This is a genomic window from Paraburkholderia xenovorans LB400, assembly GCF_000013645.1.
Lineage (GTDB): Bacteria > Pseudomonadota > Gammaproteobacteria > Burkholderiales > Burkholderiaceae > Paraburkholderia > Paraburkholderia xenovorans.
Genome location: NC_007951.1, coordinates 3,695,764 through 3,719,620, shown reverse-complemented (window position 1 = coordinate 3,719,620; position 23,857 = coordinate 3,695,764). Strand labels below are relative to the sequence as shown.

The 23,857-nt window shown below is 62.8% G+C and carries 23 protein-coding genes; 20 read left to right on the top strand and 3 right to left on the bottom strand.

Features of this window, described 5'->3' with window-relative positions; all coding sequences use genetic code 11:
- Positions 1–121: 121 nt before the first annotated feature.
- Positions 122–3,412, bottom strand: a complete 3,291-nt coding sequence (locus tag BXE_RS16645) for an Rne/Rng family ribonuclease (RefSeq protein ID WP_011489405.1) — start codon at positions 3,410–3,412, stop codon at positions 122–124.
- Between the two features lie 732 nt (positions 3,413–4,144).
- Here BXE_RS16645 and BXE_RS16640 point away from each other — a divergent pair.
- Genes BXE_RS16640 through BXE_RS16625 form a run of 4 tightly spaced genes read left to right on the top strand, consistent with a single transcriptional unit; the run spans position 4,145 to position 7,259 of the window.
- Positions 4,145–5,170: an RluA family pseudouridine synthase gene (locus BXE_RS16640; protein ID WP_038457492.1), complete on the top strand. Its 1,026-nt coding sequence runs from the start codon at positions 4,145–4,147 to the stop codon at positions 5,168–5,170.
- On the top strand, positions 5,163–5,822 hold the full coding sequence (locus tag BXE_RS16635; protein WP_011489402.1) for an HAD-IA family hydrolase: 660 nt from the start codon (positions 5,163–5,165) through the stop codon (positions 5,820–5,822). Before BXE_RS16640 ends, BXE_RS16635 begins: the two co-directional genes overlap by 8 nt.
- A complete protein-coding gene (locus tag BXE_RS16630; protein ID WP_011489401.1) occupies positions 5,819–6,220 on the top strand; it encodes a Rieske (2Fe-2S) protein in 402 nt (133 codons plus the stop codon). Before BXE_RS16635 ends, BXE_RS16630 begins: the two co-directional genes overlap by 4 nt.
- A gap of 34 nt (positions 6,221–6,254) precedes the next feature.
- Positions 6,255–7,259, top strand: coding sequence for a S49 family peptidase (locus tag BXE_RS16625; protein WP_011489400.1), 1,005 nt, complete (start codon positions 6,255–6,257; stop codon positions 7,257–7,259).
- Positions 7,260–7,356: 97 nt separating this feature from the next.
- Here the strand turns inward: BXE_RS16625 and BXE_RS16620 are convergent, their stop codons facing one another.
- Together BXE_RS16620 and BXE_RS16615 are read right to left on the bottom strand one after the other, a co-directional pair.
- The gene (locus BXE_RS16620; protein WP_011489399.1) at positions 7,357–8,076 is read right to left on the bottom strand and encodes an SAM-dependent methyltransferase; all 720 of its coding nucleotides are present in this window, start codon (positions 8,074–8,076) and stop codon (positions 7,357–7,359) included.
- Positions 8,073–8,690: a Maf-like protein gene (locus BXE_RS16615; RefSeq protein WP_011489398.1), complete on the bottom strand. Its 618-nt coding sequence runs from the start codon at positions 8,688–8,690 to the stop codon at positions 8,073–8,075. The genes BXE_RS16620 and BXE_RS16615 overlap by 4 nt, the downstream gene beginning before the upstream one ends.
- A 248-nt stretch (positions 8,691–8,938) precedes the next feature.
- Between BXE_RS16615 and BXE_RS16610 the strand changes: the two genes are divergently transcribed.
- The 16 genes from BXE_RS16610 (at position 8,939) to lepB (ending at position 23,760) form a co-directional block, all read left to right on the top strand.
- A complete protein-coding gene (locus BXE_RS16610; protein WP_011489397.1) occupies positions 8,939–9,592 on the top strand; it encodes a DUF177 domain-containing protein in 654 nt (217 codons plus the stop codon).
- A 101-nt stretch (positions 9,593–9,693) separates the two neighbouring features.
- On the top strand, positions 9,694–9,873 hold the full coding sequence (gene rpmF / locus BXE_RS16605; RefSeq protein ID WP_006051932.1) for a 50S ribosomal protein L32: 180 nt from the start codon (positions 9,694–9,696) through the stop codon (positions 9,871–9,873).
- A 172-nt stretch (positions 9,874–10,045) separates the two neighbouring features.
- Positions 10,046–11,152, top strand: a complete 1,107-nt coding sequence (gene plsX / locus BXE_RS16600) for a phosphate acyltransferase PlsX (RefSeq protein WP_011489396.1) — start codon at positions 10,046–10,048, stop codon at positions 11,150–11,152.
- A complete protein-coding gene (locus BXE_RS16595; protein ID WP_011489395.1) occupies positions 11,152–12,141 on the top strand; it encodes a beta-ketoacyl-ACP synthase III in 990 nt (329 codons plus the stop codon). Before plsX ends, BXE_RS16595 begins: the two co-directional genes overlap by 1 nt.
- 110 nt (positions 12,142–12,251) lie before the next feature.
- Positions 12,252–13,187 carry an ACP S-malonyltransferase gene (gene fabD, locus BXE_RS16590; protein WP_011489394.1) on the top strand — a complete coding sequence of 312 codons (936 nt, stop codon included), beginning with the start codon at positions 12,252–12,254 and terminating at the stop codon, positions 13,185–13,187.
- Between the two features lie 100 nt (positions 13,188–13,287).
- Positions 13,288–14,037 (top strand): 3-oxoacyl-ACP reductase FabG, encoded by a 750-nt coding sequence (fabG, locus tag BXE_RS16585; protein WP_011489393.1) that lies wholly within the window; start codon positions 13,288–13,290, stop codon positions 14,035–14,037.
- A gap of 151 nt (positions 14,038–14,188) precedes the next feature.
- Complete coding sequence (acpP, locus tag BXE_RS16580; protein WP_004197638.1) at positions 14,189–14,428, top strand: acyl carrier protein; 240 nt, start codon at positions 14,189–14,191, stop codon at positions 14,426–14,428.
- A 339-nt stretch (positions 14,429–14,767) separates the two neighbouring features.
- Entirely contained in the window at positions 14,768–16,006 is a 1,239-nt protein-coding gene (fabF, locus tag BXE_RS16575) for a beta-ketoacyl-ACP synthase II (protein WP_038458611.1), read from the top strand.
- Between the two features lie 14 nt (positions 16,007–16,020).
- A complete protein-coding gene (locus BXE_RS16570) occupies positions 16,021–16,506 on the top strand; it encodes a protein YgfX (protein WP_233518770.1) in 486 nt (161 codons plus the stop codon).
- A gap of 101 nt (positions 16,507–16,607) precedes the next feature.
- The gene (rpoE, locus tag BXE_RS16565; RefSeq protein WP_006051939.1) at positions 16,608–17,207 is read left to right on the top strand and encodes an RNA polymerase sigma factor RpoE; all 600 of its coding nucleotides are present in this window, start codon (positions 16,608–16,610) and stop codon (positions 17,205–17,207) included.
- 83 nt (positions 17,208–17,290) lie between these two features.
- Positions 17,291–17,923: a sigma-E factor negative regulatory protein gene (locus BXE_RS16560; protein WP_038458616.1), complete on the top strand. Its 633-nt coding sequence runs from the start codon at positions 17,291–17,293 to the stop codon at positions 17,921–17,923.
- A 4-nt stretch (positions 17,924–17,927) separates the two neighbouring features.
- On the top strand, positions 17,928–18,971 hold the full coding sequence (locus BXE_RS16555; RefSeq protein WP_011489389.1) for a MucB/RseB C-terminal domain-containing protein: 1,044 nt from the start codon (positions 17,928–17,930) through the stop codon (positions 18,969–18,971).
- 35 nt (positions 18,972–19,006) lie between these two features.
- Positions 19,007–20,530 (top strand): DegQ family serine endoprotease, encoded by a 1,524-nt coding sequence (locus tag BXE_RS16550; RefSeq protein WP_011489388.1) that lies wholly within the window; start codon positions 19,007–19,009, stop codon positions 20,528–20,530.
- The gene (locus BXE_RS16545) at positions 20,527–20,790 is read left to right on the top strand and encodes a glutaredoxin family protein (RefSeq protein ID WP_011489387.1); all 264 of its coding nucleotides are present in this window, start codon (positions 20,527–20,529) and stop codon (positions 20,788–20,790) included. The genes BXE_RS16550 and BXE_RS16545 overlap by 4 nt, the downstream gene beginning before the upstream one ends.
- A gap of 264 nt (positions 20,791–21,054) precedes the next feature.
- A complete protein-coding gene (lepA, locus tag BXE_RS16540; RefSeq protein WP_011489386.1) occupies positions 21,055–22,848 on the top strand; it encodes a translation elongation factor 4 in 1,794 nt (597 codons plus the stop codon).
- A gap of 18 nt (positions 22,849–22,866) precedes the next feature.
- Positions 22,867–23,760, top strand: a complete 894-nt coding sequence (gene lepB, locus BXE_RS16535) for a signal peptidase I (RefSeq protein ID WP_011489385.1) — start codon at positions 22,867–22,869, stop codon at positions 23,758–23,760.
- Positions 23,761–23,857 lie beyond the last annotated feature (97 nt).

The following is a 23,857-nucleotide window of genomic DNA, read 5'->3' as shown; positions in this document are numbered from 1 at the left end:
GTGGCACCCCTGGCCGTGTCGGGGTATACGGGGAGCGGCATAGCACGGCGCGCGCGGGCCGCGGCGCGCATAAAAAAGCCCGCCATGAAGGCGGGCTTTCCGGGGGGCGGGGCGAGGCCGCTTACTGCGCGTGCTTGCCCGTTTCCACTTGTTGCATCGGCGCGCTGTCGAGCGGCGGCAACGATTTACGTTCGCGTACTACGCGAGCCGGCTTGACGGTCTGCGCAGCCGCTTCCTGAGCCGCACGCAGCTTGTCGGCGTCGGTGTTCACCCAGACGAGACCGGCTTGTTCCAGCACCGGCTTCAGAGCTTCCGCCGACACGGCGTCATGACGTGCTGGCTGCGGTGCCTGTGGCGCGACGGCGGCTACCGGCGCGGATTCGGCCACTACCGGCTCGACCACCGTTGCAGCGCCGGCCACGACCGGCTGCGCTTCAACGATCCCGGCATGCGGCGCAGGCTGAATGGCCTGTGCTTCGACCACCGCCGCCGGAGCCGCGGTTTCGATCGGAGCCGGCGCGGCGTGCGCTTCGACCGGCGACGGCGTAACTGCCGGCGCTTCGGGCTCGGCCTGAGCCGGCGCTTCGACACGTGCGACCGGTTCAGCCGGCGAAACCGTTTCGCTGGCGGCCGGCACAGCTTGCGCGGCTTCGACCGGCGCGGCAGCGGCCGGCGCAACCGTTTCGGCAACCGGCTCGGCGACTGCCGTAGCCGCCGGCGCTTGCGCCACCGGGACAACCGCTTCCGCCTTCGCTGCCTTCTCGACGGCGAGAGCCGGCGTTTCGGTCGCAGCGTGCAGTTCGCTGACCACGGCGGTTTCAGTCGCGACAGCAGCGACCACCACCTCCACCGGTGTCACGTCCTTCGCCTCGTTGGCTTCCGTTTTGCGCTCGACGGGCTGACGTGCGGTGAGCACCTGCGCTTCGTCGGTCACGGCGGCGTTCTCGCCTTCAGCTTCCGCGACGTCCGCTGCCAGGTTGCCGTTCACGTCTTCTTCGCGCTCGCGACGGCCGCCACGACGGCCGCGACGGCGGCGGCGGCGCTCTTCACCTTCACGCGCCACGGCTTCCTGATCGACCGGCGCGCCGTTTTCGCCCAAGGCGGTCTGGTTTTGCGCCAGTTCTTCCGCCGTTTGCGCGTCGCTCTGGGTCAGTGCGTCCGCGGCTTCCGCTTGCGGCTTGCGGCGTTCGCCGCGCTCGGCACGTTCGCCCCGTTCACGGCGTTCGCCACGCTCCGGACGCTCGCCACGTTCGGCGCGCGGTGCGCCCTCGACGGTTTCCGCACGCTCGTTGCCGCGGTTGTCGCGATCGCGGTTCTCGCGGCCCTCGCGACTTTCACGTGGTTCACGCGTTTCGCGCGTTTCGCGCGGTTCACGGCCTTCGCGGGCCTCACGCGGCTCACGGTTGCCACGCGGCTCGCGTGCTTCACGCCCTTCGCGCGCTTCACGCGGTTCGCGTTCCTCGCGGCGCTGCGACGACTGCTGGCCCTGAACCGGACGGCCGCCGGTGGCGGTCGTGCCTTCGCCACGGCCCGCTGCGTCGCGGCCGCCTGCGCCGCCACGGCGGTTGCGGTTGCGCTCGCCGCCGCGTTCGCCGGTGCGCTCACCGCGCTCCGTGCGTTCGCTGCGCTGCGGACGCGTCTGTTTGTCGGTCGTAGCCGGCGCAGCGGGCGCCGGTGCCGCCGGCTGCATGCCGAACAGATTCTTCAACCAGCCGATAAAGCCGCCGCTCGCCGGCGTGACCGCGACCGGAGCCGGGGCGGCGACCGGTCGAACCGGCGCGCTCGGCGCCGGTTTTTCAGGCGTGATGCCCTTGACCGCCGCTTCCTGCTTCGGCTTCACTTCTTCGGTGCGCTTGCTGTAGCCGGTTTCCGATTCGAGTTCGCGGGCCGCTTCTTCGGCCATCTTCCACGAAGCGCGCGGTTCGTCGAGGCGCGCGTCGTCGTGACGCAGACGCTCGAGCTTGTAATGCGGCGTGTCGAGATGCTTGTTCGGAATCAGGACGACATTGACTTTGAAACGCGACTCGATCTTGTTGATTTCAGCGCGCTTTTCGTTCAGCAGGAAGGCAGTGACTTCGACCGGCACCTGGCAATGAATTGCCGCGGTGTTTTCCTTCATTGCTTCTTCCTGAATGATCCGCAGCACTTGCAGCGCGGACGATTCGGTATCGCGAATATGACCCGTGCCGTTGCAGCGCGGGCAGGTCACATGGCTGCCTTCGGACAGCGCCGGACGCAGACGCTGACGCGACAGTTCCATCAGGCCGAAACGTGAGATCTTGCCCATCTGGACGCGCGCACGGTCGTGCTTGAGCGCGTCTTTCAGGCGTTGCTCGACTTCGCGCTGGCTCTTGGCCGATTCCATGTCGATGAAGTCGATCACGATCAGGCCGCCCAGATCGCGCAGGCGCAACTGGCGGGCGACTTCGTCGGCAGCTTCGAGGTTGGTGCGCGCGGCGGTTTCCTCGATGTCGGCGCCCTTGGTGGCGCGGGCCGAGTTCACGTCGATCGCGACCAGTGCTTCGGTGTGGTCGATCACGATCGCGCCGCCCGAGGGCAGCGGCACCGTGCGCGAATACGCGGTTTCGATCTGGTGTTCGATCTGGAAGCGCGAGAAGAGCGGCACGTCGTCGTGATACCGCTTCACCTTGCTGACATTGTCCGGCATCACGATATCCATGAAGGCGCGTGCCTGGTCATGAATTTCGGTGGTGTCGATCAGGATTTCGCCGATATCCGGCTGGAAATAGTCGCGAATCGCGCGGATCACGAGGCTCGATTCGAGATAGATCAGCATCGGCTGGCCGCTCGAACCGCTTTGCGACGCGGCTTCGATGGCGCGCCACAATTGCATCAGGTAGTTCAGGTCCCACTGCAGCTCTTCGGCGCTGCGGCCAATGCCGGCCGTGCGCGCGATGATGCTCATGCCTTCCGGCAATTGCAGCTGCGCCATGGTTTCGCGAAGTTCCTGACGGTCGTCGCCTTCGATCCGGCGCGACACGCCGCCGCCGCGCGGGTTGTTCGGCATCAGAACCAGATACCGGCCGGCGAGCGAGATGAAGGTGGTGAGGGCTGCGCCCTTGTTGCCGCGCTCTTCCTTTTCGACCTGAACGATCAGTTCCTGGCCTTCACGGAGGGCGTCCTGGATGCGCGCCGAGCGCATGTCGACGCCGTCGCGGAAATACTGGCGGGCGACTTCCTTGAACGGCAGGAAGCCGTGGCGGTCTTCGCCGTAGTTGACGAAACAGGCTTCGAGCGAAGGCTCGATGCGGGTAATGATGCCCTTGTAAATATTGCCTTTGCGCTGTTCGCGCCCGGCGGTTTCGATGTCGATATCGATGAGTTTTTGCCCATCGACGATGGCGACGCGCAGTTCTTCCTGCTGCGTCGCGTTGAACAACATTCGTTTCATTGAACGGCTCCAGAGCGGCTTAGCCAGCCTCTCCGCTGCGCGGTTGTCAGCCGCGAGAGCGAAGCGGGCAGCGGCATGCCGCGCCTTATTGTGTTTTCACAAGCACGCTGGAGCGGGAAAACTGGCGGGAGAATTGCCTGAGAGGGCCCGGCCCATTGAAAAATGGGCGCGGTGCCGCAGGGCACATGCGAACACGGCTTCAAATAACGACCCGACACGCCGCGGGTTCTGCCGGCAGACCTTCATGAGACTTCGTCCACTCGCGCCGGTGCGCCAACTGGGCGCGTGACCGGAGGGTCGAAGGCTGCGGCCGTGCCGCAGCGGGAAGTTCGCGCAGTCGGCGCGTCTTTTCCTGCTGGGGGTGTCTCGCCTCATTTTGACGTCGCCATGTCTTGTACTTTCTACAAGACGCCTCGGGCGCACGCCGTATTTTCGCAACCTGCAGCTTCGTACAGCAGGGCGTCATACCGCCCGATACCGAAGCTGAAAGTTAAATTCTTTTTTACCAAAATTCCGTTACCGTCGAAGCCGACCTTGACCGAACGCGCCTGTGGGCGCCGTCCCTGCCGGGCACTGACCTCGTGCGTGCAACTTGTTGCATCTCATTTTCAGGGTGAGCAACCAGACCCCGGCGCAAGTAAAATAACGGTTTATCGCTTGCGCCTGCGCAATCCGCCCGAATTCCGAACACTGCGCCGGCCGCCGCAGACTGCTGGGCAAATTATATTCAGAATGAAAGAGTTAGGCAAAATATCCCAGAAATCGGTCGCAAGCGACCAGGTCTCGATGATCGAGATCGACGACAGTGCGGCCGGACAGCGCATCGACAACTTCCTGTTACGTGTCTGCAAAGGTGTCCCGAAAAGCCATATTTACCGTATCCTGCGCAGCGGCGAAGTGCGCGTGAATAAGGGCCGGATAGACGCGCAGTACCGTCTCGAACTGGGCGATCTGGTGCGTGTGCCGCCCATTCGCGTCGCCCAGCCCAGTGAAGCGGCCGCTCAGGCGCCGGTGCCTGCCGCTCATTTCAGGATCATTTTTGAAGACGAGCATCTGCTTGTCATCGACAAGCCTGCCGGCGTGGCCGTGCACGGTGGCAGCGGCGTCGCGTTCGGCGTGATCGAGCAGATGCGCGAGGCGCGTCCGCAGGCGAAATTCCTCGAGCTGGTGCATCGGCTGGATCGGGAGACCTCCGGCATTCTGATGCTCGCCAAAAAGCGCTCGGCGCTCGTCAATCTGCACGAGCAGATTCGCGAGAACAAAATGGATAAGCGCTACTATGCTTGCGTTCACGGCGAGTGGGCGAGTGACTGGGGCCGCCGCCGCGCGGTCAGGGAGCCGTTGCACAAATACCTGACCGCGGACGGCGAACGGCGTGTTCGCGTTCAGCCGGACGGCCTCGCGTCGCACACGGTTTTCAATCTGATCGACCGCTGGCCGGAGTATGCGCTGCTCGAGGCGGAACTGAAGACGGGGCGCACGCATCAGATTCGTGTTCATTTGCAGCATTTGGGATTGCCGATCGTCGGCGACGCCAAATATGGCGACTTCGCGCTGAACAAGGCGCTGGCGCGCGCCAACGCCAATCCTGGTCTGAAGCGCATGTTCCTGCACGCGTACCGGCTGAAGCTCACGCACCCGGCAACCGGTGAGCCGCTGCAGTTCGAGGCGCCGCTGCCGCCCGAATGCCGCAGCTTCATCGCGCAGCTCAACGAATCACGAAATGGGTCACACCCGGAGACGACACCGCATGGCTAGAGAGCAATTTGACCTGATTGTCTTCGACTGGGACGGGACGCTGATGGATTCGACCGCGCACATCACGCGCAGCATCCAGGCGGCGTGCCGCGATCTCGGCTTGCCGGTTCCGGCCGACGAGGCGGCCAGCTACGTCATCGGTCTCGGTTTGCGCGACGCGCTGCAGATTGCCGCGCCCACACTCGATCCGGCGGACTATCCGCAGCTCGCCGAGCGTTATCGCTTCCATTATCTGGTCAAGGATCAAACCACCGAGCTTTTCGCCGGCGTGCGCGAAATGCTGCAGGAATTGCGCGATCTGGGCTATCTGCTGGCCGTGGCGACCGGCAAGAGCCGCGTCGGGCTGAATCGCGCGCTCGACCAGTCGCGCCTCACGAGCCTGTTCGACGGTACCCGCTGCGCCGACGAGACTTTCTCGAAGCCGCACCCGGCCATGCTGCACGAATTGACGCGCGAACTGGGGCAGGACAATGCGCGCACGGTGATGGTCGGCGACACCACGCATGATCTGCAAATGGCGATCAATGCGGGCGTCGCGGGCATTGGTGTCACATATGGGGCGCATCCTGAGGGGTCGTTGAGCGCGTTAGCGCCGAAGTTCGTTGCATCGAGCGTCGGTGTGCTGTCGGGCTGGCTGCGAGAGAACGCATGAGCGAGCAGTCGACAGAAGCGGCGAAGGCGGTTCGCATTTGCGCGTCGGCGGAACTGGTCGACGGCGGCACGGGCGTGCGTCGTGAGGCGAAACTCGGCGGCGGCGACGTCGTCGTGTTTTTTGTTCGCTATGATGGCCGTGCATACGGCTACCTGAACCGCTGCGCCCACGTCCCAATGGAACTGGACTGGGCCGAGGGCCAGTTCTTCGAATCGTCCGGTTTATACTTGATGTGCGCCACACATGGCGCGATTTACGCGCCGGATACGGGCAAATGCGTCGGCGGTCCGTGCCGCGGCGGCAGATTGCGGCCCGTCCAGGTGGACGAGCGCGATACGCCGGAAGGCCGCGCCGTTTTCTGGCTGCCTGACGGCGAACTGCGCCCCGCCACCCCCTGATTTTTCCTCTTCTTCGACCTTTCCACTGCACCGCATGTCCGACAATTTGACTCCCGAGCCGAAGGAACCGTCCCTGACAGGCCGCCCCCGCACGCCTGCCGATGAACCCGGCTGGGAACGCGCGGCGCTCGAGCGCATTGCGCTTGCCGCGATCAACGAGCAGCGCGCGGCACGGCGCTGGCGAATCTTTTTCCGCTTCGTGTTTCTGGTCATCTTGCTGCTGGCGATCTGGGCCGCCATCGATTTTTCGGGCGACAAGGTCGCTGCCACCGGCCGTCATACGGCTATGGTGACGCTTGACGGCGAAATCTCAGCGGATACGAACGCAAACGCCGAAGATATCAACACTGCGCTAGAAAGCGCATTTGACGACGCGGGCACGGCTGGCGTGATCCTGCGTTGCAATAGCCCCGGTGGCAGCCCGGTGCAGGCAGGCATCATCTACGACGAAATCCGCCGCCTGCGCGCCAAGTATCCGTCCGTTCCGCTGTATGCCGTCGTCGGCGACATGTGCGCGTCCGGCGGATATTACGCGGCCGCGGCCGCCGACAAGATCTACGTGGACAAGGCGAGTATCGTCGGTTCGATCGGCGTGCTGATGGACAGCTTCGGTTTTACCGGCCTGATGGACAAGCTGGGGATTCAGCGGCGTCTGCACACATCGGGTGAGAACAAGGGCTTTTTCGATCCGTTCTCGCCGGAAACGCCGAAGATGGATGAACATGCGCAAGACATGCTCGATCAGATCCACGCGCAGTTCATCGACGCGGTCCGCCAGGGGCGCGGCAAGCGGCTGCATGAAACGCCGGACATGTTCTCCGGTCTTTTCTGGACAGGGCAAAAAAGCGTCGAACTCGGTCTCGCGGACGGCTTCGGCGACACGGATTATGTGGCCCGCGACCTCTTCAAGGCGCCGGATATCGTCGATTACACGGTGAAAGAGAGCATTACGGACCGCGTTGCGCGCAAATTCGGCGCAGCCGTCGGCAGCGGCGCGGTTCATGCGATGGCCCTTGGCGGGAAGCTGAACGTGCGTTGATGTACTGAGGCACTGAGGCTCAGGCGAAAAGCCCTGCGAAAGCCCGCGCGATCGACGATCGCACGGGGCTTTCGCGGTTATTTCTCTCCGGCCTCGATCAAACGGCCAGGATCAGAAAAATAGCTGGCCGCTTGTGCAGGTCGATCGCAGGTTTCTTCTTCCAGTCAGTCACGGTGCGGCTGACGATCGTCTCCGTTTCCAGCGTCAGATCGACCGCCACGCAAACGAGCGTGGAAGGTGCGCACGTCGCCAGTAACGTATCGAGCAGCGCCCGGTTCCGGTAGGGCGTCTCGATGAAAATCTGCGTCTGCTTGCCTTTGCGCGACTGCTGTTCGAGGTCTCGCAGGCGCTTGGCCCGCTCCGTGGCGTCGACCGGCAGGTATCCGTGGAACGCAAAACTCTGGCCGTTGAGCCCCGAAGCCATCAAAGCCAGCAGAATCGAGCTCGGGCCCACAAACGGCACGACCTTCACGCCGCGTTCATGGGCCCGCCGCACCAGTAGGGCGCCAGGGTCGGCGACTGCCGGGCAGCCCGCTTCGGAAACCAGGCCGGCGTCGGTGCCGGCCAGAAGCGGGGCGAGCAGCTTGTCGATTTCTCCAGCCGGTGTGTTGACGTTCAGTTCGCGAATCTCGATTTCCTGGATCGGCCGTTCCGTGCCGACTTTTTTCAGGAACGCGCGCGTGGTTTTCGCGTTTTCGCCGATGTAGTAGTGAAGCGAAGCCGCGCGGGCGCGTACCGGCGCAGGCAGAACGGCGTCCAGCGCTTCGGCGTCGCCTTCGCCCAGCGTGTTCGGGATCAGATAGAGCGTGCCGCTCATTGGGCCCCCAATAGTGGATAACCCACTGCGAGCAGCATGCGCGACAGTGCGATCAACGGCAGGCCGACGAGCGCGGTGGGATCGTCGGAATGAATGGCCTCGAGCAGCGCGATGCCGAGCCCTTCGGATTTGGCGCTGCCCGCGACGTCGTAGGGCGTTTCGGCCAGCAGATAGGCCTCCAGCGCGGCATCCGGCAGGTCGCGGAATTGCACGCGGGTCACCACGTCGACGGCTTGCACTGTCCCTGAGCGGCTGTCGAACAGACACAGCGCGCTATGGAACTGCACTTCGCGGCCGCGCATCGCCTGGAGTTGCGCCAGCGCGTTGGCGTGGGTGCCTGGTTTGCCGATCTGCAAGCCGTCATACGTGGCGACCTGGTCGGAACCGATCACGAGCGCGGCAACGCCTGCGCCCAGTCCGCCGGCTACCGCGCGTGCTTTGGCTTGTGCCAGCCGCAGCGCGGTGACTTCGGGTGTTTCGCCGGCGAGCGGCGTCTCATCGATCGCGGGCACGGCGACATCGAACGGCACGCGCAAGCGCTGGAGCAGTTCGCGGCGATAGGGCGAACTCGACGCCAGAATCAGGCGTGGCGGGCGATTGAGGGAATCTGACATGGGCAATCAACGGCTAGGGAGGCGGGGCGTACAGGGTGGCGCAAAGCTTGCGCATGTACGGGCTTAAGTGTTTGACTCGAAAAGACAAAACGGATATGATTTCGGGCTTTTCATCGGTATGCTTGCGCTAGGCGGGTCTCGGTGTGTGCCAGGCGTGTAACGCTGCGGTGCGCAACGCATGGGGCTCGCAGGTCGTCTCGCAAACCAGTTATATCCTCGGCGAAACCCTTGCCGACGCAGGAGCGCACATGACTCAACATCCTGGCAACCCTGCAGGTCTGCCCGACCCGCATAACCTCGATCTGTTCGAATTTGCGCGGAGTGGGCGTCAGGCCGCGGGTGTCGTGCGCGTCTCGCAACTGCCGCGCATGTTAAACGAAGTCCCGGCAGAAGCGCCAGACCGCGATACCGCGTTCACCTGGCAAGCCGAAGGGACGACGCAGCCGGAATTGCAGGACGACGGCACCGAGGGTCCCCAGCCTTATTTGAGGTTGGCGATTCACGGCGCCGCATGGCTCGAATGTCAGCGGTGCATGACGCCGTACCTGCAGGCATTCAACGTCGACGCAACTTATCGGGTCGTCAACACTGAGGCGGAAGCCGAAGAGTTTCCGCTCGACGAGGATGAAGTCGAAGTGATCGTGGGCTCGAACCATTTCGATCTCATCGACTTGATCGAAGAAGAGTTGCTGCTTTCCTTGCCGCTCGTGCCCAAGCACGAAGTCTGCCCCGAAGTGCACGAGAGCCTCGTTTCTGGTGTGGCCGGTGCTGAAGGCGAGGAAGATGAGAGCGACGAAAGCGCACCGGACGAAGCGGGCAAGGGTGACGAGCCCGAGCGGCCCAGTCCGTTTGCGGCGCTCCAGAGTCTCAAGCGCGGTGAGCCGGACGACAAGAAGCACTGAACAGTTGCATTGGAGCGCGATGCGGGCGCATTGGCCATTCGGCCAGTGGCGGACACCGGGTCGGGCTGTGTTAGAATCCGAAAAATTTTTAGGAGTTAGTCATGGCAGTTCAGCAAAACAAGAAGTCGCCGTCCAAGCGCGGCATGCACCGTTCGCACGATTTCCTGACGGCAGCGCCGCTGGCCGTGGAACCGAGCACGGGTGAAGTGCATTTGCGTCACCACGTTAGCCCGAACGGCTACTATCGCGGCAAGAAAGTCGTCAAGACGAAGAACGACTAATCGTTTCACTGCGTTGCGCCCTGTGGCGTTTCGCGTGGCGATCGGCTCGCTTGACATTTTCCCGGCTCGGCAAAAAGGCGGCATTCAACTGCCGCTTTTTTGTGTCGATCGCAGTTGGCGCTCTGACGCTTGCTGCGATCCCATGCGGGGCGCCTGAAATTCGTCGCACTCCATGACAGTAAAGCTCACGATAGATTGCATGGGAGGCGACCACGGCCCGTCCGTGACCGTTCCCGCTGCCGTCAACTTCGCCCGTTCGCATCCCGACGCGCAATTGCTGCTCGTCGGCATTGAAAGTGCGATTCGTGCGCAGTTGAAGAAGTTGAAGGCTCAGGACCTGCCGGCGTTGACCGTCGTGCCCGCTTCCGAGATCGTCGCTATGGACGATCCGGTCGAAGTCGCGCTGCGCAAGAAAAAAGACTCATCCATGCGCGTGGCGCTCAACCGCGTCAAGGAAGGCGAGGCGCAAGCCTGCATTTCCGCCGGCAACACCGGCGCGCTGATGGCAGTCTCGCGTTACGTGCTGAAAACGCTGTCGGGCATCGAACGCCCGGCCATCGCGTCGGCACTGCCCAACCCCAACGGCTACACGATGATGCTCGACCTGGGCGCCAACGTCGACTGCGAGCCGCAGCATCTGCTGCAGTTCGCCGAGATGGGGCATGCGCTCGTGTCCGCGCTCGAGGGCAAGGAGCGGCCCACCATCGGCCTGCTCAACATCGGCGAAGAAGTCATCAAGGGCAACGACACCATCAAACGTGCCGGCGAATTGCTGCGCGCGAGTACACTTAACTTTCACGGTAACGTTGAAGGCAACGATATCTTCAAGGGCACGGTCGACGTGATCGTCTGCGACGGTTTTGTCGGCAATGTCGCGCTGAAGACGTCGGAAGGCCTCGCGCAGATGCTGTCCAACATCATCAAGGAAGAGTTCGGCCGCTCCTTGCTCACCAAGGTGATGGCGGTGCTGGCCTTGCCGGTATTGATGCGCTTCAAGAAACGCGTCGATCATCGGCAATACAATGGTGCTGCGTTGCTCGGCCTGCGCGGGCTGGTGATCAAAAGCCACGGTTCGGCGGATGCCTACGGGTTTGAGTGGGCTATCAAACGCGGGTATGATGCCGTCAAAAACGGCGTGCTGGAACGCCTTGCGCGAGCGATGGAAGAGAACGAGGGATCTCTCGAACAGGCGGCGCGCGACGCGAGCGGTGCGGGTCACGCAAGCCCGATCGCAGGCCAGCCGGCCGAGCCCTACGCTGCGCAATCCTCGAAGGCATAATGGCTCAATCGACAATTTATTCCCGCGTGCTGGGCACGGGCAGTTATCTGCCGCCCAACCGCGTCACCAATCAGGATCTGGCGAAACGTCTCGCCGAGCAGGGTATCGAGACAAGCGACGAGTGGATCGTCGCCCGTACCGGCATCCACGCGCGCTACTTCGCGGAACCGGATGTCACGACCAGCGATCTGGCGTTCATCGCTTCGCAGCGCGCGATCGAAGCCGCGGATATCGACCCGCAATCCATCGACCTGATCATCGTTGCAACCTCCACGCCCGACTTCGTGTTTCCGAGCACGGCGTGCCTGTTGCAGAACAAGCTTGGCATCAGGAACCACGGCGCGGCGTTCGACGTGCAGGCCGTCTGTTCGGGTTTTGCCTATGCGGTGGCGACGGCGGACAGCTTCATTCGCAGCGGTCAGCATCGTACGGCGCTCGTGATCGGCGCGGAAACCTTCTCGCGCATTCTCGACTTCAAGGACCGGACCACCTGCGTGCTGTTCGGCGACGGCGCGGGCGCGGTGATCCTGCAGGCGTCCGACGAACCGGGCGTGCTTGCCAGCGCGTTGCACGCGGACGGCAGCCATTCGAACATTCTTTGCACGCCGGGCAACGTGAACGGCGGTGTGGTATCCGGCAGCGCGTTCCTGCATATGGACGGGCAGGCCGTGTTCAAGCTCGCCGTCAACGTGCTCGAAAAAGTCGCGGTCGAAGCGCTCGAGAAAGCCAATCTGTCGGCTGAGCAGATCGACTGGCTGATTCCGCATCAGGCGAATATCCGCATCATGCAAAGCACCTGCCGCAAGCTCGGTTTGCCGCAGGAACGCATGATCGTCACAGTGGGCGAGCACGGCAACACGTCGGCTGCGTCCATTCCGCTCGCACTCGACGTCGCGGTGCGCGACGGCCGCATCAAGCGCGGCCAGAACGTGCTGATCGAAGGCGTCGGCGGCGGCTTCACGTGGGGCGCGTCGGTTATCCGCTACTGAAAGCGGCGACGTGATGGCGAGCGCCCTTCGCGGCGCTCGACTACGCTTGAGCGCGCTCGCGTCAACCGGGCGCGCCACCCACATCTGACAACATCGATTTTGGGGACGATATGAAATTTGCGTTCGTTTTTCCTGGGCAAGGTTCGCAGTCGGTCGGCATGCTCAACGCATTCGCCGATCAGGCGGTCGTGCGTGAGACGGTTCAGGAAGCCTCCGATGCGCTCAATCAGGACCTCGGCAAGCTGATCGCCGAAGGCCCTGCCGAAGATCTGAACCTCACCACCAATACCCAGCCGGTCATGCTGACTGCCTCGTACGCCATGTATCGCGCGTGGCTGCAGGCTGGCGGCCCGAAGCCGGCAATCGTCGCGGGCCACAGCCTGGGCGAATACACCGCGCTGGTCGCGGCGGGCGCGATTGCGTTTCGCGATGCCGTACCGCTCGTGCGGTTTCGCGCGCAAGCCATGCAAACGGCGGTGCCGGTCGGTGAAGGCGCAATGGCCGCGATTCTCGGTCTCGACGACGATACGGTGCGCGCGGTGTGCGCTGAAGCGTCGGTTGCGGGTGTCGTCGAAGCGGTCAATTTCAATGCGCCGGCGCAGGTCGTGATCGCGGGCAACAAGGCTGCGGTCGAAAAGGCCTGCGAGGTCGCGAAGGCGAAGGGCGCCAAGCGCGCGTTGCCGTTGCCGGTCTCGGCGCCGTTCCACTCGTCGCTGCTCAAGCCCGCGTCGGACCAGTTGCGCGAGTACCTGGCGAGCGTCGACGTGCAGGTGCCGGCTATTCCGGTCATCAACAACGTGGACGTCGCCGTGGTCAACGAACCGGCCGCGATCAAAGACGCACTGGTGCGCCAGGCGGCCGGCGCGGTGCGCTGGGTCGAAAGCGTTCAGGCCATGTCGGCTCAAGGCGTCACGCACGTGATCGAATGTGGTCCGGGCAAGGTCCTTGCGGGTTTGACCAAGCGTATCGACGGCAACCTGGTCGGTGCCTCGATCTTCGATCCGGCTTCGCTCGAAGAGACGCTCAAACTCGTGAAGGCAGGCTGAACGCAACGTCGCACCGCGTCTGGCAGCAGGCGCTTCGCGGCGGCGTCAGGACTGCGCATCAAGAATCAATCAGCCCTCCGAAGGGCATCCGGACTGACAGATGGAAAAGACTCTCGACAAGCAGATCGCAATCGTGACCGGCGCTTCGCGCGGTATTGGGCGAGCAATCGCATTGGAACTGGCGCGCCAGGGCGCGACGGTGATCGGCACGGCAACCAGCGAAAGCGGCGCGGCCGCCATCAGCGAAGCATTTAACGCAGCCGGTGCGAGCGGCCGAGGCGCAGTGCTTAACGTGAACGACGCGGCCGCAGCGGAAGCGCTGATCGACGGTACGGTGAAGGAATTCGGCGCGTTGCATGTGCTGGTGAATAACGCCGGCATCACGCAGGATCAACTCGCCATGCGCATGAAGGACGACGATTGGGACGCGGTGATCGACACCAACCTCAAATCGGTGTTCCGCCTGTCGCGCGCAGTGCTGCGTCCCATGATGAAGGCGAAGGGTGGCCGCATCATCAACATCACATCCGTGGTCGGTTCGGCCGGCAACCCGGGGCAAGTCAATTACGCCGCCGCGAAAGCGGGTGTGGCGGGCATGACCCGCGCGCTTGCACGCGAGATCGGCAGTCGCGGCATCACGGTGAATTGCGTCGCGCCGGGTTTCATCGATACCGACATGACCAGGACCTTGCCGGAAGAACAGCAAACGGCGCTGAAGACGCAGATTCCGCTGGGGCGTCTCGGCAGCCCGGAAGACATCGCGCACGCCGTGGCCTTTCTGGCGTCGCCGCAAGCCGGCTACATCACGGGCACGACATTGCATGTGAACGGCGGAATGTACATGTCGTAACCAAATTCGGTTACTATCCGCGCCTTGATGCGTTTGTAAATGCGTAAGGCGCATGCCTTGACAGCAACCCGATGCGCCGCTTTTTTGCCGGGTCAAACCTGATAAAATGCGCGCACCTGTATTTTTGAACTTCTTTTCCCTTGGAGGGGTAATGGACAATATCGAACAGCGCGTCAAGAAGATCGTCGCAGAACAACTGGGCGTTGCAGAAGCTGAGATCAAGAACGAAGCTTCGTTCGTGAACGACCTCGGCGCCGACTCGCTCGACACCGTTGAACTCGTGATGGCCCTCGAAGACGAATTCGGCATGGAAATTCCGGATGAAGAAGCCGAGAAGATCACTACCGTTCAGCAAGCGATCGACTACGCTCGCGCAAACGTCAAGGCCTAAGGTCATTCGCGCCTGCGTTTCTGCGTTGGCGGCGTATGACGCCCTGCCGTGTCGGTTGCCGACGCCAGCAGGGTTGGCGCTTTTTGCCGTGCCTTTCGCCGTGCAGGAGCCAGCGATGTTGACAGCGCAACTTTTCGCGCGATTGCCGACTTTCAGGAAAACGCCGGGCCGCCCCGCGTTTTCCGCCCCGCAGGAAGTCCTTTTGGGGGATTTCACCCGTCGGGGTGGCTTGGTGCGAAGCACCGGGCGTGGGGGCGCTTAACAGCCACAGGGCACACAGGGCACATTCCTGTGGCCGCTGTGGCTTTTGCTTTTGTCATCTATGAAAAAGGGGTTACCGTGAGCCGCCGTCGTGTTGTTGTTACAGGCCTGGGGCTGATTTCGCCTGTTGGCAATAATGTTGCCGACGGCTGGGCCAATCTGGTCGCCGGCAAGTCGGGTATTGCCAATATCACGAAGTTCGATGCGTCGAACTTTTCGACTCGTTTTGCCGGCGAGGTGAAGGGCTTCAATATCGAGGACTACATCCCCGGTAAGGAAGCGCGCCACATGGATACGTTTATCCACTACGGCGTGGCTGCAGGCATCCAGGCGATGCAGGACAGCGGCCTCGAAGTCACCGACGAGAATTCGGAGCGTATCGGCGTGGTGGTTGGTTCGGGCATCGGCGGCTTGCCGATGATCGAAGTGACGCAAACCGAACTGCTCAATCGCGGCCCGCGCCGTATTTCGCCGTTCTTCGTGCCGGCGTCGATCATCAACATGATCTCCGGCCATCTGTCGATCAAGTTCGGCATCAAGGGTCCGAATCTGGCTATCGTCACGGCCTGTACCACGGGCCTGCACTGTATCGGCGAGGCGTCGCGCCTGATCGAATACGGCGACGCGGACGTGATGATCGCGGGTGGTGCAGAATCGACCGTATCGCCGCTCGGCGTCGGCGGCTTTGCGGCGGCGCGCGCGCTGTCGCAACGCAATGACGATCCGGCCACGGCGAGCCGTCCGTGGGACAAGGATCGCGACGGTTTCGTGCTGGGCGAGGGCGCCGGCGTCATGGTGCTCGAAGAGTACGAGCACGCGAAGGCACGCGGCGCGAAGATTTACGCCGAAGTCAGCGGCTATGGGATGAGCGGCGACGCCTATCACATGACCGCCCCGCTGGAAGACGGCGACGGCGCGCGCCGCTGCATGCTGGCGGCGTTGAAGAACGCAGGCATCAACCTCGATCAGGTGAATTATCTGAACGCGCATGGCACGTCCACGCCGCTCGGCGACCTGGCGGAAACCACCGGCATCAAGCGCGCCTTTGGCGATCATGCCAAAGACATGGTCGTGAACTCGACCAAGTCGATGACCGGGCACCTGCTGGGCGGCGCCGGCGGTCTGGAGTCGGTGTTTACCGTGCTGGCCGTGCATCATCAGGTGTCGCCGCCGACGATCAACATCTTCAACCAGGATCCGGCCTGTGATCTGGATTACTGCGCCAATACCGCGCGGGAGATGAAGATCGACGTCGCGCTGAAGAACTCGTTCGGGTTCGGCGGCACGAACGGCACGCTGGTCTTCAAACGCGCCTGATCGCCTGATAGTTGGTGACGCGCCAGTCGAAGGCGCCGGGTCGGCCGGCGCGCTCCCCTGAATCGGCAACGCCCGACGGAGCGCCGCAGCGCATTGCGCTGCGGCGCTCCGTCGCCATGTGGGCGGCATTGGGGGTTTTCGTTCTGACTGCGACATCGGCCGTCTTTGCTTGCCTCGCGTCGCATCTGGGCACGTGGCAAGCGGTCCCGTTGACGCTCGCTGTATGGGCGTGGCTCGTGCTTTGCGCGCTCCAGTATCTGCGTGCGCAACCCGTCGCGCTGAAAATCGGGCCGGACGGGTTATCCGCCTGGGGCCGGACGGGCGCGTTGCTGGCGCAAGGGCGCATTGCCGGCTGTTCGCAGTGGAGCGGCCGCTTGCTGATTCTGGCGCTGATGCCGGAGCGGGGCCGTTCGCGCACTTTACTGCTCGCCGCCGATGCACTCCCGGCCCCCATTTTCCGCGAACTGGCGGTGTTGGGCAGACGTAGCGCCGGCGCCTGACTGTAACGACTGTAACCGCTGTTACCGGCGTAACGTGCCCGGATGACGGGAACGCTACAATGGTCCCCCGCCATGCGCCCTATAGTTAACGGATTTATCAGGTGAGCGAAAAAGAAATTGATCAGGTGCTGGTCGAGCGCGTCCAGAAGGGCGACAAGGCCGCGTTCGAGCTTCTGGTCTCCAAATACCACCGCAAGATCCTCCGGCTGATCTCACGCCTCGTGCGGGACCCCGCCGAGGTGGAAGACGTCGCTCAGGACGCCTTTATCAAGGCGTACCGGGCGTTGCCGCAGTTTCGCGGGGAGTCGGCCTTTTATACGTGGTTGTACCGGATTGCCGTCAACACGGCAAAGAACTACCTTGCGACCCAAGGGCGGCGCGCGCCGACCTCGACCGAAGCAGATGCTGAAGAAGCTGAAACTTTCTCGGACGCGGACCAACTAAGGGATATCAACACGCCTGAGTCGATGTTGATGAGCAAGCAGATCGCTGAGACGGTCAATGCTGCGATGGCGGTTTTACCGGAAGAGTTGCGCACCGCCATTACTCTTCGTGAAATTGAAGGTTTGAGCTACGAGGAAATCGCTGAGATGATGGGTTGCCCAATCGGCACAGTCAGATCACGAATTTTCCGTGCTCGCGAAGCCATTGCGGCAAAATTGCGTCCGTTACTTGACACACCTGAAGGCAAGCGCTGGTGAACGACCAGCCTGCCGGGCGGGGCGCGGGTGCGATATCTGGATTAGTGGTGTCACTACGGGGTATTTGTAAGATGGGGAGCATCATGGGGTCGGTCTCGATGCAATTGCAAGCCAGCTCGCGCGGCGAGCGTCTGTCCGCTTTTGTCGACGGTGAACTGGTCGGCGAAGAGCATCTGAATCTGGACGCGTTTCTTTCCGGACTGGACGGCCATGATCGCGCCGCCTGGTCGAGCTATCACCTGATCGGCGACGCCCTGCGTTCCGACGATCTGGCGGTCAGCCCGGCGACGAGCAGCGCTTTCCTGAACGGTTTTGCCGCGCGCTTCGACAACGAGCCGCACGTGCTGGCGCCCACCGCCATGCCGGTCGCACGCCGTTTGCTGGCGCTGCGTCGCCGTGTCGTGCCGGCCTTTGCCGTCGCAGCCGCGGCCGCCACGCTGACGTGGATCGTCGTGCCGCAACTGCAAGGCGTGCCAGGCGGCCCGGGCACGGCGCAACTCGCGTCGGTCCAGTCGCATGGCGACGCGCTGCAGCGCGTGGCTATGGCTTCGGTGCCGGCGGCCACCGTGCAGCCGGTCGCGCAAGACGCCAACATTATTCGCGACGCGAGTCTCGACCAGTATCTGGAAGCTCACCAGCAATTCGCGCAGCAACCGGTCATGCCGGGCTCCATGCCGCTGATTCGCGCTGCCGCTGTTTCTACGCAAGGCCAATAGTTTGATGCAGACTCCGCGGTTGAATAAAACGACTATCTGGGGGCGGCTGCCGGCATTTCTGTTCTGCGCAGCCGTATTGCTGTCCGCCACACCGCGGGTCTTTGCACAAACCGACGATCCGCTCGTCGCCCGTCGCACGGCCGCGGATCTGCTCGATCGCATCCATCAGGCCGCGCAGCAGCAAAATTACGAGGGCGCGTTCGTCTACCAGCGCGGCAATTTCGTCCAGACGTCGCGCATTGCGCACTATGCCACGCGTACAGACGGCGAATTCGAGCAGCTCGAAAGCCTCGACGGCAAGCCGCGCAAAATGCTGCGCCATAACGAAGAGCTCTACACGTTCGTGCCGGAGCGGCATCTGTGCGTTGTCGAGAAGCGCCAGAACAAGGACTCGTTCCCCGCGTTGCTGGCCGTGAGCGGCGAACAGGTGCTGTCGGTCTATCAACCCAGGCTGCTTGGCGACGACCGTGTCGCCGGTGTCGACAGCCAGGTGATCGAGCTCGATCCGAAAGACGCCTATCGCTTCGCCTACAAGCTGTGGGCTGACAAGAAAACCGGCCTTCTGCTGCGTGCCCAGACGCTCGACCCGAGCGGTCAGGTGCTGGAGCAGCTGTCGTTTTCGCAGATTCGCATTGGCGTGCCGGTGGACAAGGCCGGCATCGTCAACGGTATTCGTAATATGGCGGGGTGGACCGTGGTGCATCCGCCGGTCGAGCCGGTTGACATGGCCGCGCAAGGCTGGCAGATCACGCCGACGGTGTCGGGCTTCCGCAAAATTCGTGAACTGCGCCGTCCTATGGCTGCGCGCGATCCGGGCCAGCCGACCATTCCGGTGGATCAGGCGGTGTTCTCGGACGGCCTCGCGGCCATTTCGGTGTTCGTCGAGCCGGTCGAGAACAACACGCGCAAGGAAGGGGCGGGCAGCAGCGGCGCAACGCACGTGCTCGTCAAGCGTCGCGGCGACTTCTGGATTACTCTGCTTGGTGAAGTGCCTCAGACCACATTGCAGCAATTTGCGTCTGCCATAGAATACAAAGCTCCGAAGTAATCCCCCGAATCCTGAATCCCTCGGCTTGCTACGATATGACGACTTTCTCGGTGCGCAAATTCCTCGCGGCCGCGGTGGTAGCGGCGTGTTTGCCGCTCGTGCCGCATATGGCGTCGGCCGCTCCCGCCGCCGCCAATCTGCCCGACTTCACTGACCTGGTTGACAAGGTCGGGCCGGCGGTCGTCAACATTCGCACGACCACGCGCGTGTCGAACAGCGGTGCCCGTAGCGGTTTGCCGCCGGGCATGGACGACGGCGATATGTCGGAGTTTTTCCGCCGCTTCTTCGGCATTCCGTTGCCGCAGTCGCCCCAATCCCCGGGTTCACCGGGCTCGCCCCGCGGCGGCGGCGACAACGGCGGTAGCGGCGGCAGCCAGGATTCGCCGGACAACAGCGATCAGGAACAGAACAGCGGCGTCGGCTCGGGCTTTATCCTGTCGGCGGACGGCTACGTAATGACCAACGCGCACGTCATCGACGACGCGGACACCATTTACGTCACGCTCACCGACAAGCGCGAATTCAAGGCGAAGCTGATCGGCGTGGACGATCGCACCGACGTGGCCGTCGTGAAGATCAGTGCCGCCAATCTGCCGACCATTACGATCGGCGACTCGAACAAGGTTCGCGTGGGCGAGTGGGTGGTCGCGATCGGCTCGCCGTTCGGGCTGGAGAACACGGTGACGGCCGGCATCGTCAGCGCCAAGGGGCGCGACACGGGCGACTATCTGCCGTTCATCCAGACCGACGTGGCCGTCAATCCGGGCAACTCGGGCGGTCCGCTGATCAATATGCAGGGCGAAGTGATCGGCATCAACTCGCAGATCTATAGCCGCACCGGCGGTTTCATGGGCATTTCGTTCGCGATTCCGATCGACGAGGCAATGCGCGTGGCCGACCAGTTGAAAGCGTCGGGCAAGGTCGTGCGCGGCCGGATCGCCGTGGCGATCGGCGAAGTGACCAAAGACGTGGCCGACTCGCTCGGCTTGCCGAAGGCGCAAGGCGCGCTGGTCAGCAGCGTCGAACCGGGCGGCCCGGCGGACAAAGCCGGCGTGCAGCCGGGCGACATCATCCTGAAGTTCAACGGCCATCCGGTCGACACCGCGACGGACCTGCCGCGCATGGTCGGCGACACGAAGCCGGGCACCAGATCGACGATCACGATCTGGCGCAAGGGCCAGACACGCGATCTGCCGGTGACGATCGCCGAAATGCAGCCGGACAAGACGGTCAAGGCGGATCAGAAGAAGCCGCCGGTGCCGAAGCAGCGCGCCACGAACGTGCTGGGTGTGGCTGTCAGCGATATCCCTGCCGATCAACTGAAGGCGCTCAAGCTGCGCAACGGCGTGCAGATCGACGCCGTGGACGGTCCGGCCGCGCGTGTCGGCCTGCAAAAGGGCGACATCATTCTGCGGGTGGGCGACACGGACATCACGAGCGCGAAGCAGTTCGACGACGTGAGTTCGCACCTCGATTCGCAGAAGATGGTGGCACTGCTGGTTCGCCGCGGCGATAACACGCAGTTCGTGCCGATCCGCCCGCGCAGCGTCCAGAAATGACGAAGGCGGCACCGCTCACGCTCTACGGGCGCGCGTGGTGCCATCTTTGCGACGACATGCGCACCGCGCTCGCACCCTTGCTGGCCGAATTCGGCGCTACGGTGGAAGTGGTGGACGTCGACACCGATCCCACGCTGGAAGCCCGCTACAACGAACGGGTGCCGGTTCTGGTCTGTGACGGCGTCGAGCTGTGTCACTATCACGTGGACGCGGCGCGGGTTCGTGCCGCGCTCGTCGCCCGGCTCGCCGCAGCATCCTGAGCCTGGCTCAAGAAGGGCTTGAACGCAGCAGGGAGGCTGCGCCATCCACGCCGGGTTTCACTCGTTTCCCCTCCACCAGAGTTGACGCGTCGGCGCCTTGCTCTGGTCCCATGCAAGATAGTTGCTGAGCCGTCTTTTCCGCCCGAGCTTCGCAAGATGCGCCGGGCGATAGCCTTTTCGGCTAAAATAGATAGGTTTTTCACCTACTTACAAGGCGTGCTCCGCTATTGTCCGAGCGCGCCTTTTTCGCTTGATCGGTACTGAATGGATCATATTCGTAACTTCTCGATCATTGCGCACATCGACCATGGCAAGTCGACGCTCGCCGATCGCATTATCCAGATCTGCGGCGGCCTGTCCGACCGCGAGATGGAATCCCAAGTGCTCGATTCGATGGACCTCGAACGCGAGCGCGGCATCACCATCAAGGCACAAACCGCCGCACTGACATACAAGGCCCGTGATGGGCAAGTCTACAACCTGAACATGATCGACACGCCGGGCCACGTCGACTTCTCGTACGAAGTCAGCCGCTCGCTGTCCGCATGCGAAGGCGCGCTGCTGGTCGTCGACGCGAGCCAGGGCGTCGAGGCGCAAACCGTGGCCAACTGCTACACGGCAATCGAACTCGGCGTCGACGTGATTCCGGTGCTCAACAAGATCGACCTGCCGGCGGCCAACCCCGAAAATGCGATCGCCGAAATCGAAGACGTGATCGGCATCGACGCAACCGACGCCACGCGCTGCAGCGCGAAGACGGGCCTCGGCGTCGAAGACGTGCTCGAAGCATTGGTCGCCAAAGTGCCGCCGCCCAAGGGCGATCCGGAAGCGCCGTTGCAGGCGCTGATCATCGATTCGTGGTTCGACAACTACGTCGGCGTCGTGATGCTGGTGCGTATCGTCAACGGCACGCTGCGTCCCAAGGACAAGATCCGCATGATGGCGACCGGCGCGCAGTATCCGGTCGAACATATCGGCGTGTTCACGCCGAAGTCGAAGAATCTCGAATCGCTGTCGGCCGGGCAGGTGGGCTTCATCATCGCCGGCATCAAGGAACTGGCCGCGGCGAAGGTGGGCGACACCGTCACGCTGGTGAACCGTCCGGCCGCCGAGCCGCTGCCGGGCTTCAAGGAAGTGAAGCCGCAGGTGTTCGCCGGTCTCTATCCGGTCGAAGCGAACCAGTACGACGCGCTGCGCGATTCGCTGGAAAAGCTGAAGCTGAACGACGCCTCGCTGATGTACGAGCCGGAAGTGTCGCAGGCGCTCGGTTTCGGTTTCCGTTGCGGCTTCCTCGGTCTGCTGCACATGGAGATCGTGCAGGAACGTCTCGAACGCGAATTCGACATGGACCTGATCACCACGGCGCCGACCGTGGTGTACGAAGTCCTGCAGCGCGACGGCACGACCATCATGGTCGAGAATCCGGCCAAGATGCCGGAACCGTCGAAGATCGAAGAAGTGCGCGAGCCGATCGTCACCGTGAATCTGTACATGCCGCAAGACTATGTCGGCTCGGTGATCACGCTGTGCACGCAAAAGCGCGGCACGCAGATCAACATGCAGTATCACGGCCGTCAGGTGCAGTTGACCTACGAGATCCCGATGGGCGAAGTCGTGCTCGATTTCTTCGACCGTCTGAAGTCGATCTCGCGCGGCTACGCGTCGATGGATTACGAGTTCAAGGAATATCGCGCGGCAGACGTGGTGAAGGTCGACATGCTGATCAACGGCGACAAGGTCGACGCGCTGTCGGTCATCGTGCACCGGTCGCAAAGCCAGTATCGCGGCCGCGAAGTGGCGTCGAAAATGCGCGAATTGATTCCGCGTCAGATGTACGACGTGGCGATTCAGGCCACCATCGGCGCGAACATTATTGCGCGCGAAAACATTAAAGCGTTGCGTAAGAACGTGCTGGCAAAATGCTACGGCGGCGACATTTCTCGTAAGAAGAAGCTGCTGGAAAAGCAAAAGGCAGGCAAAAAGCGAATGAAGCAGGTGGGATCGGTCGAGATTCCGCAAGAGGCTTTCCTCGCCATTCTGCGTGTCGAAGACAAATAAGACGAACAACGGAACCCTATGAATTTTGCGCTGATTCTTTTTGTGCTCGTCATTTTGACGGGCGTCGCATGGGTCGCAGACAAACTGGTTTTCATGCCGCAACGGCGCCGCGCGGCGCAAGCCGCGGTCGACGAGTTCGACCGCCAGCAGGCACGAATCGGCGAGCGTTTCGCCGACGAGAACGCGGCACAGACGCGTGCGCGTCTGCGTGACGACAAGCTGCGTCAACCGTGGTGGCTCGAATATTCGGCGAGCTTTTTCCCGGTGATTCTGGTGGTGTTCGTGGTGCGCTCGTTCGTTGTCGAGCCGTTCAAGATTCCTTCGGGCTCGATGGTGCCGACGCTGCTGGTGGGCGACTTCATCCTCGTCAATAAATTCGACTATGGCATCCGTCTGCCGATCAGCAACACGAAGATCACCGAGGGCCGTCCGCTTCAGCGCGGCGACGTGGTGGTGTTCCGCTACCCGAAAGACGAATCGGTCGACTACATCAAGCGTGTGATCGGCCTGCCGGGCGACACCGTCGCATATCAGGACAAGCAGCTCACGATCAACGGCAAGCCGGTACCTGAAACGCCGCTGCCCGATTATCTCGACGACGAGCGCATGGGCTACGCGAAGCAGTTCGAAGAAGATCTCGACGGCCGCAAGAACGCAATTCTGAACAATCCCGCCGTGCCGCCGTTCATCGTCGGCGCGGAAGATTATCCGTATCGCGACAACTGCACGTACAACGCACGCGGCGTGATCTGCAAGGTGCCGCCGGGCAATTACTTCATGATGGGCGACAACCGCGATAACAGCGCGGATAGCCGTTACTGGGGTTTTGCTCCGGATGCCAATGTCGTCGGCCGCGCGTTTTTTATCTGGATGAACTTCAGCAATCTGAAACGCATCGGCTCATTCAACTGAGTTCATATGCGTTGATTGCACGACACGCCGCGCGGTTGGCCCGCAGTGGACCTTCACGGAGGTCACACGAACCGCGGCGTGTTGTCACGCTACTTTA

Bases quoted from the DNA above. Each gene is read 5' to 3' on its own strand.
- plsX (WP_011489396.1), top strand. From the start codon at position 10,046: ATGACAGTAAAGCTCACGATAGATTGCATGGGAGGCGACCACGGCCCG.
- BXE_RS16610 (WP_011489397.1), top strand. From the start codon at position 8,939: ATGACTCAACATCCTGGCAACCCTGCAGGTCTGCCCGACCCGCATAAC.
- lepA (WP_011489386.1), top strand. From the start codon at position 21,055: ATGGATCATATTCGTAACTTCTCGATCATTGCGCACATCGACCATGGC.
- fabD (WP_011489394.1), top strand. From the start codon at position 12,252: ATGAAATTTGCGTTCGTTTTTCCTGGGCAAGGTTCGCAGTCGGTCGGC.
- BXE_RS16560 (WP_038458616.1), top strand. From the start codon at position 17,291: ATGGGGTCGGTCTCGATGCAATTGCAAGCCAGCTCGCGCGGCGAGCGT.
- fabG (WP_011489393.1), top strand. From the start codon at position 13,288: ATGGAAAAGACTCTCGACAAGCAGATCGCAATCGTGACCGGCGCTTCG.
- BXE_RS16545 (WP_011489387.1), top strand. From the start codon at position 20,527: ATGACGAAGGCGGCACCGCTCACGCTCTACGGGCGCGCGTGGTGCCAT.
- BXE_RS16630 (WP_011489401.1), top strand. From the start codon at position 5,819: ATGAGCGAGCAGTCGACAGAAGCGGCGAAGGCGGTTCGCATTTGCGCG.
- BXE_RS16640 (WP_038457492.1), top strand. From the start codon at position 4,145: ATGAAAGAGTTAGGCAAAATATCCCAGAAATCGGTCGCAAGCGACCAG.
- BXE_RS16550 (WP_011489388.1), top strand. From the start codon at position 19,007: ATGACGACTTTCTCGGTGCGCAAATTCCTCGCGGCCGCGGTGGTAGCG.
- BXE_RS16555 (WP_011489389.1), top strand. From the start codon at position 17,928: ATGCAGACTCCGCGGTTGAATAAAACGACTATCTGGGGGCGGCTGCCG.
- BXE_RS16635 (WP_011489402.1), top strand. From the start codon at position 5,163: ATGGCTAGAGAGCAATTTGACCTGATTGTCTTCGACTGGGACGGGACG.
- BXE_RS16595 (WP_011489395.1), top strand. From the start codon at position 11,152: ATGGCTCAATCGACAATTTATTCCCGCGTGCTGGGCACGGGCAGTTAT.
- BXE_RS16645 (WP_011489405.1), bottom strand. From the start codon at position 3,412: ATGAAACGAATGTTGTTCAACGCGACGCAGCAGGAAGAACTGCGCGTC.
- BXE_RS16620 (WP_011489399.1), bottom strand. From the start codon at position 8,076: ATGAGCGGCACGCTCTATCTGATCCCGAACACGCTGGGCGAAGGCGAC.
- rpmF (WP_006051932.1), top strand. From the start codon at position 9,694: ATGGCAGTTCAGCAAAACAAGAAGTCGCCGTCCAAGCGCGGCATGCAC.
- BXE_RS16625 (WP_011489400.1), top strand. From the start codon at position 6,255: ATGTCCGACAATTTGACTCCCGAGCCGAAGGAACCGTCCCTGACAGGC.
- acpP (WP_004197638.1), top strand. From the start codon at position 14,189: ATGGACAATATCGAACAGCGCGTCAAGAAGATCGTCGCAGAACAACTG.
- lepB (WP_011489385.1), top strand. From the start codon at position 22,867: ATGAATTTTGCGCTGATTCTTTTTGTGCTCGTCATTTTGACGGGCGTC.
- BXE_RS16615 (WP_011489398.1), bottom strand. From the start codon at position 8,690: ATGTCAGATTCCCTCAATCGCCCGCCACGCCTGATTCTGGCGTCGAGT.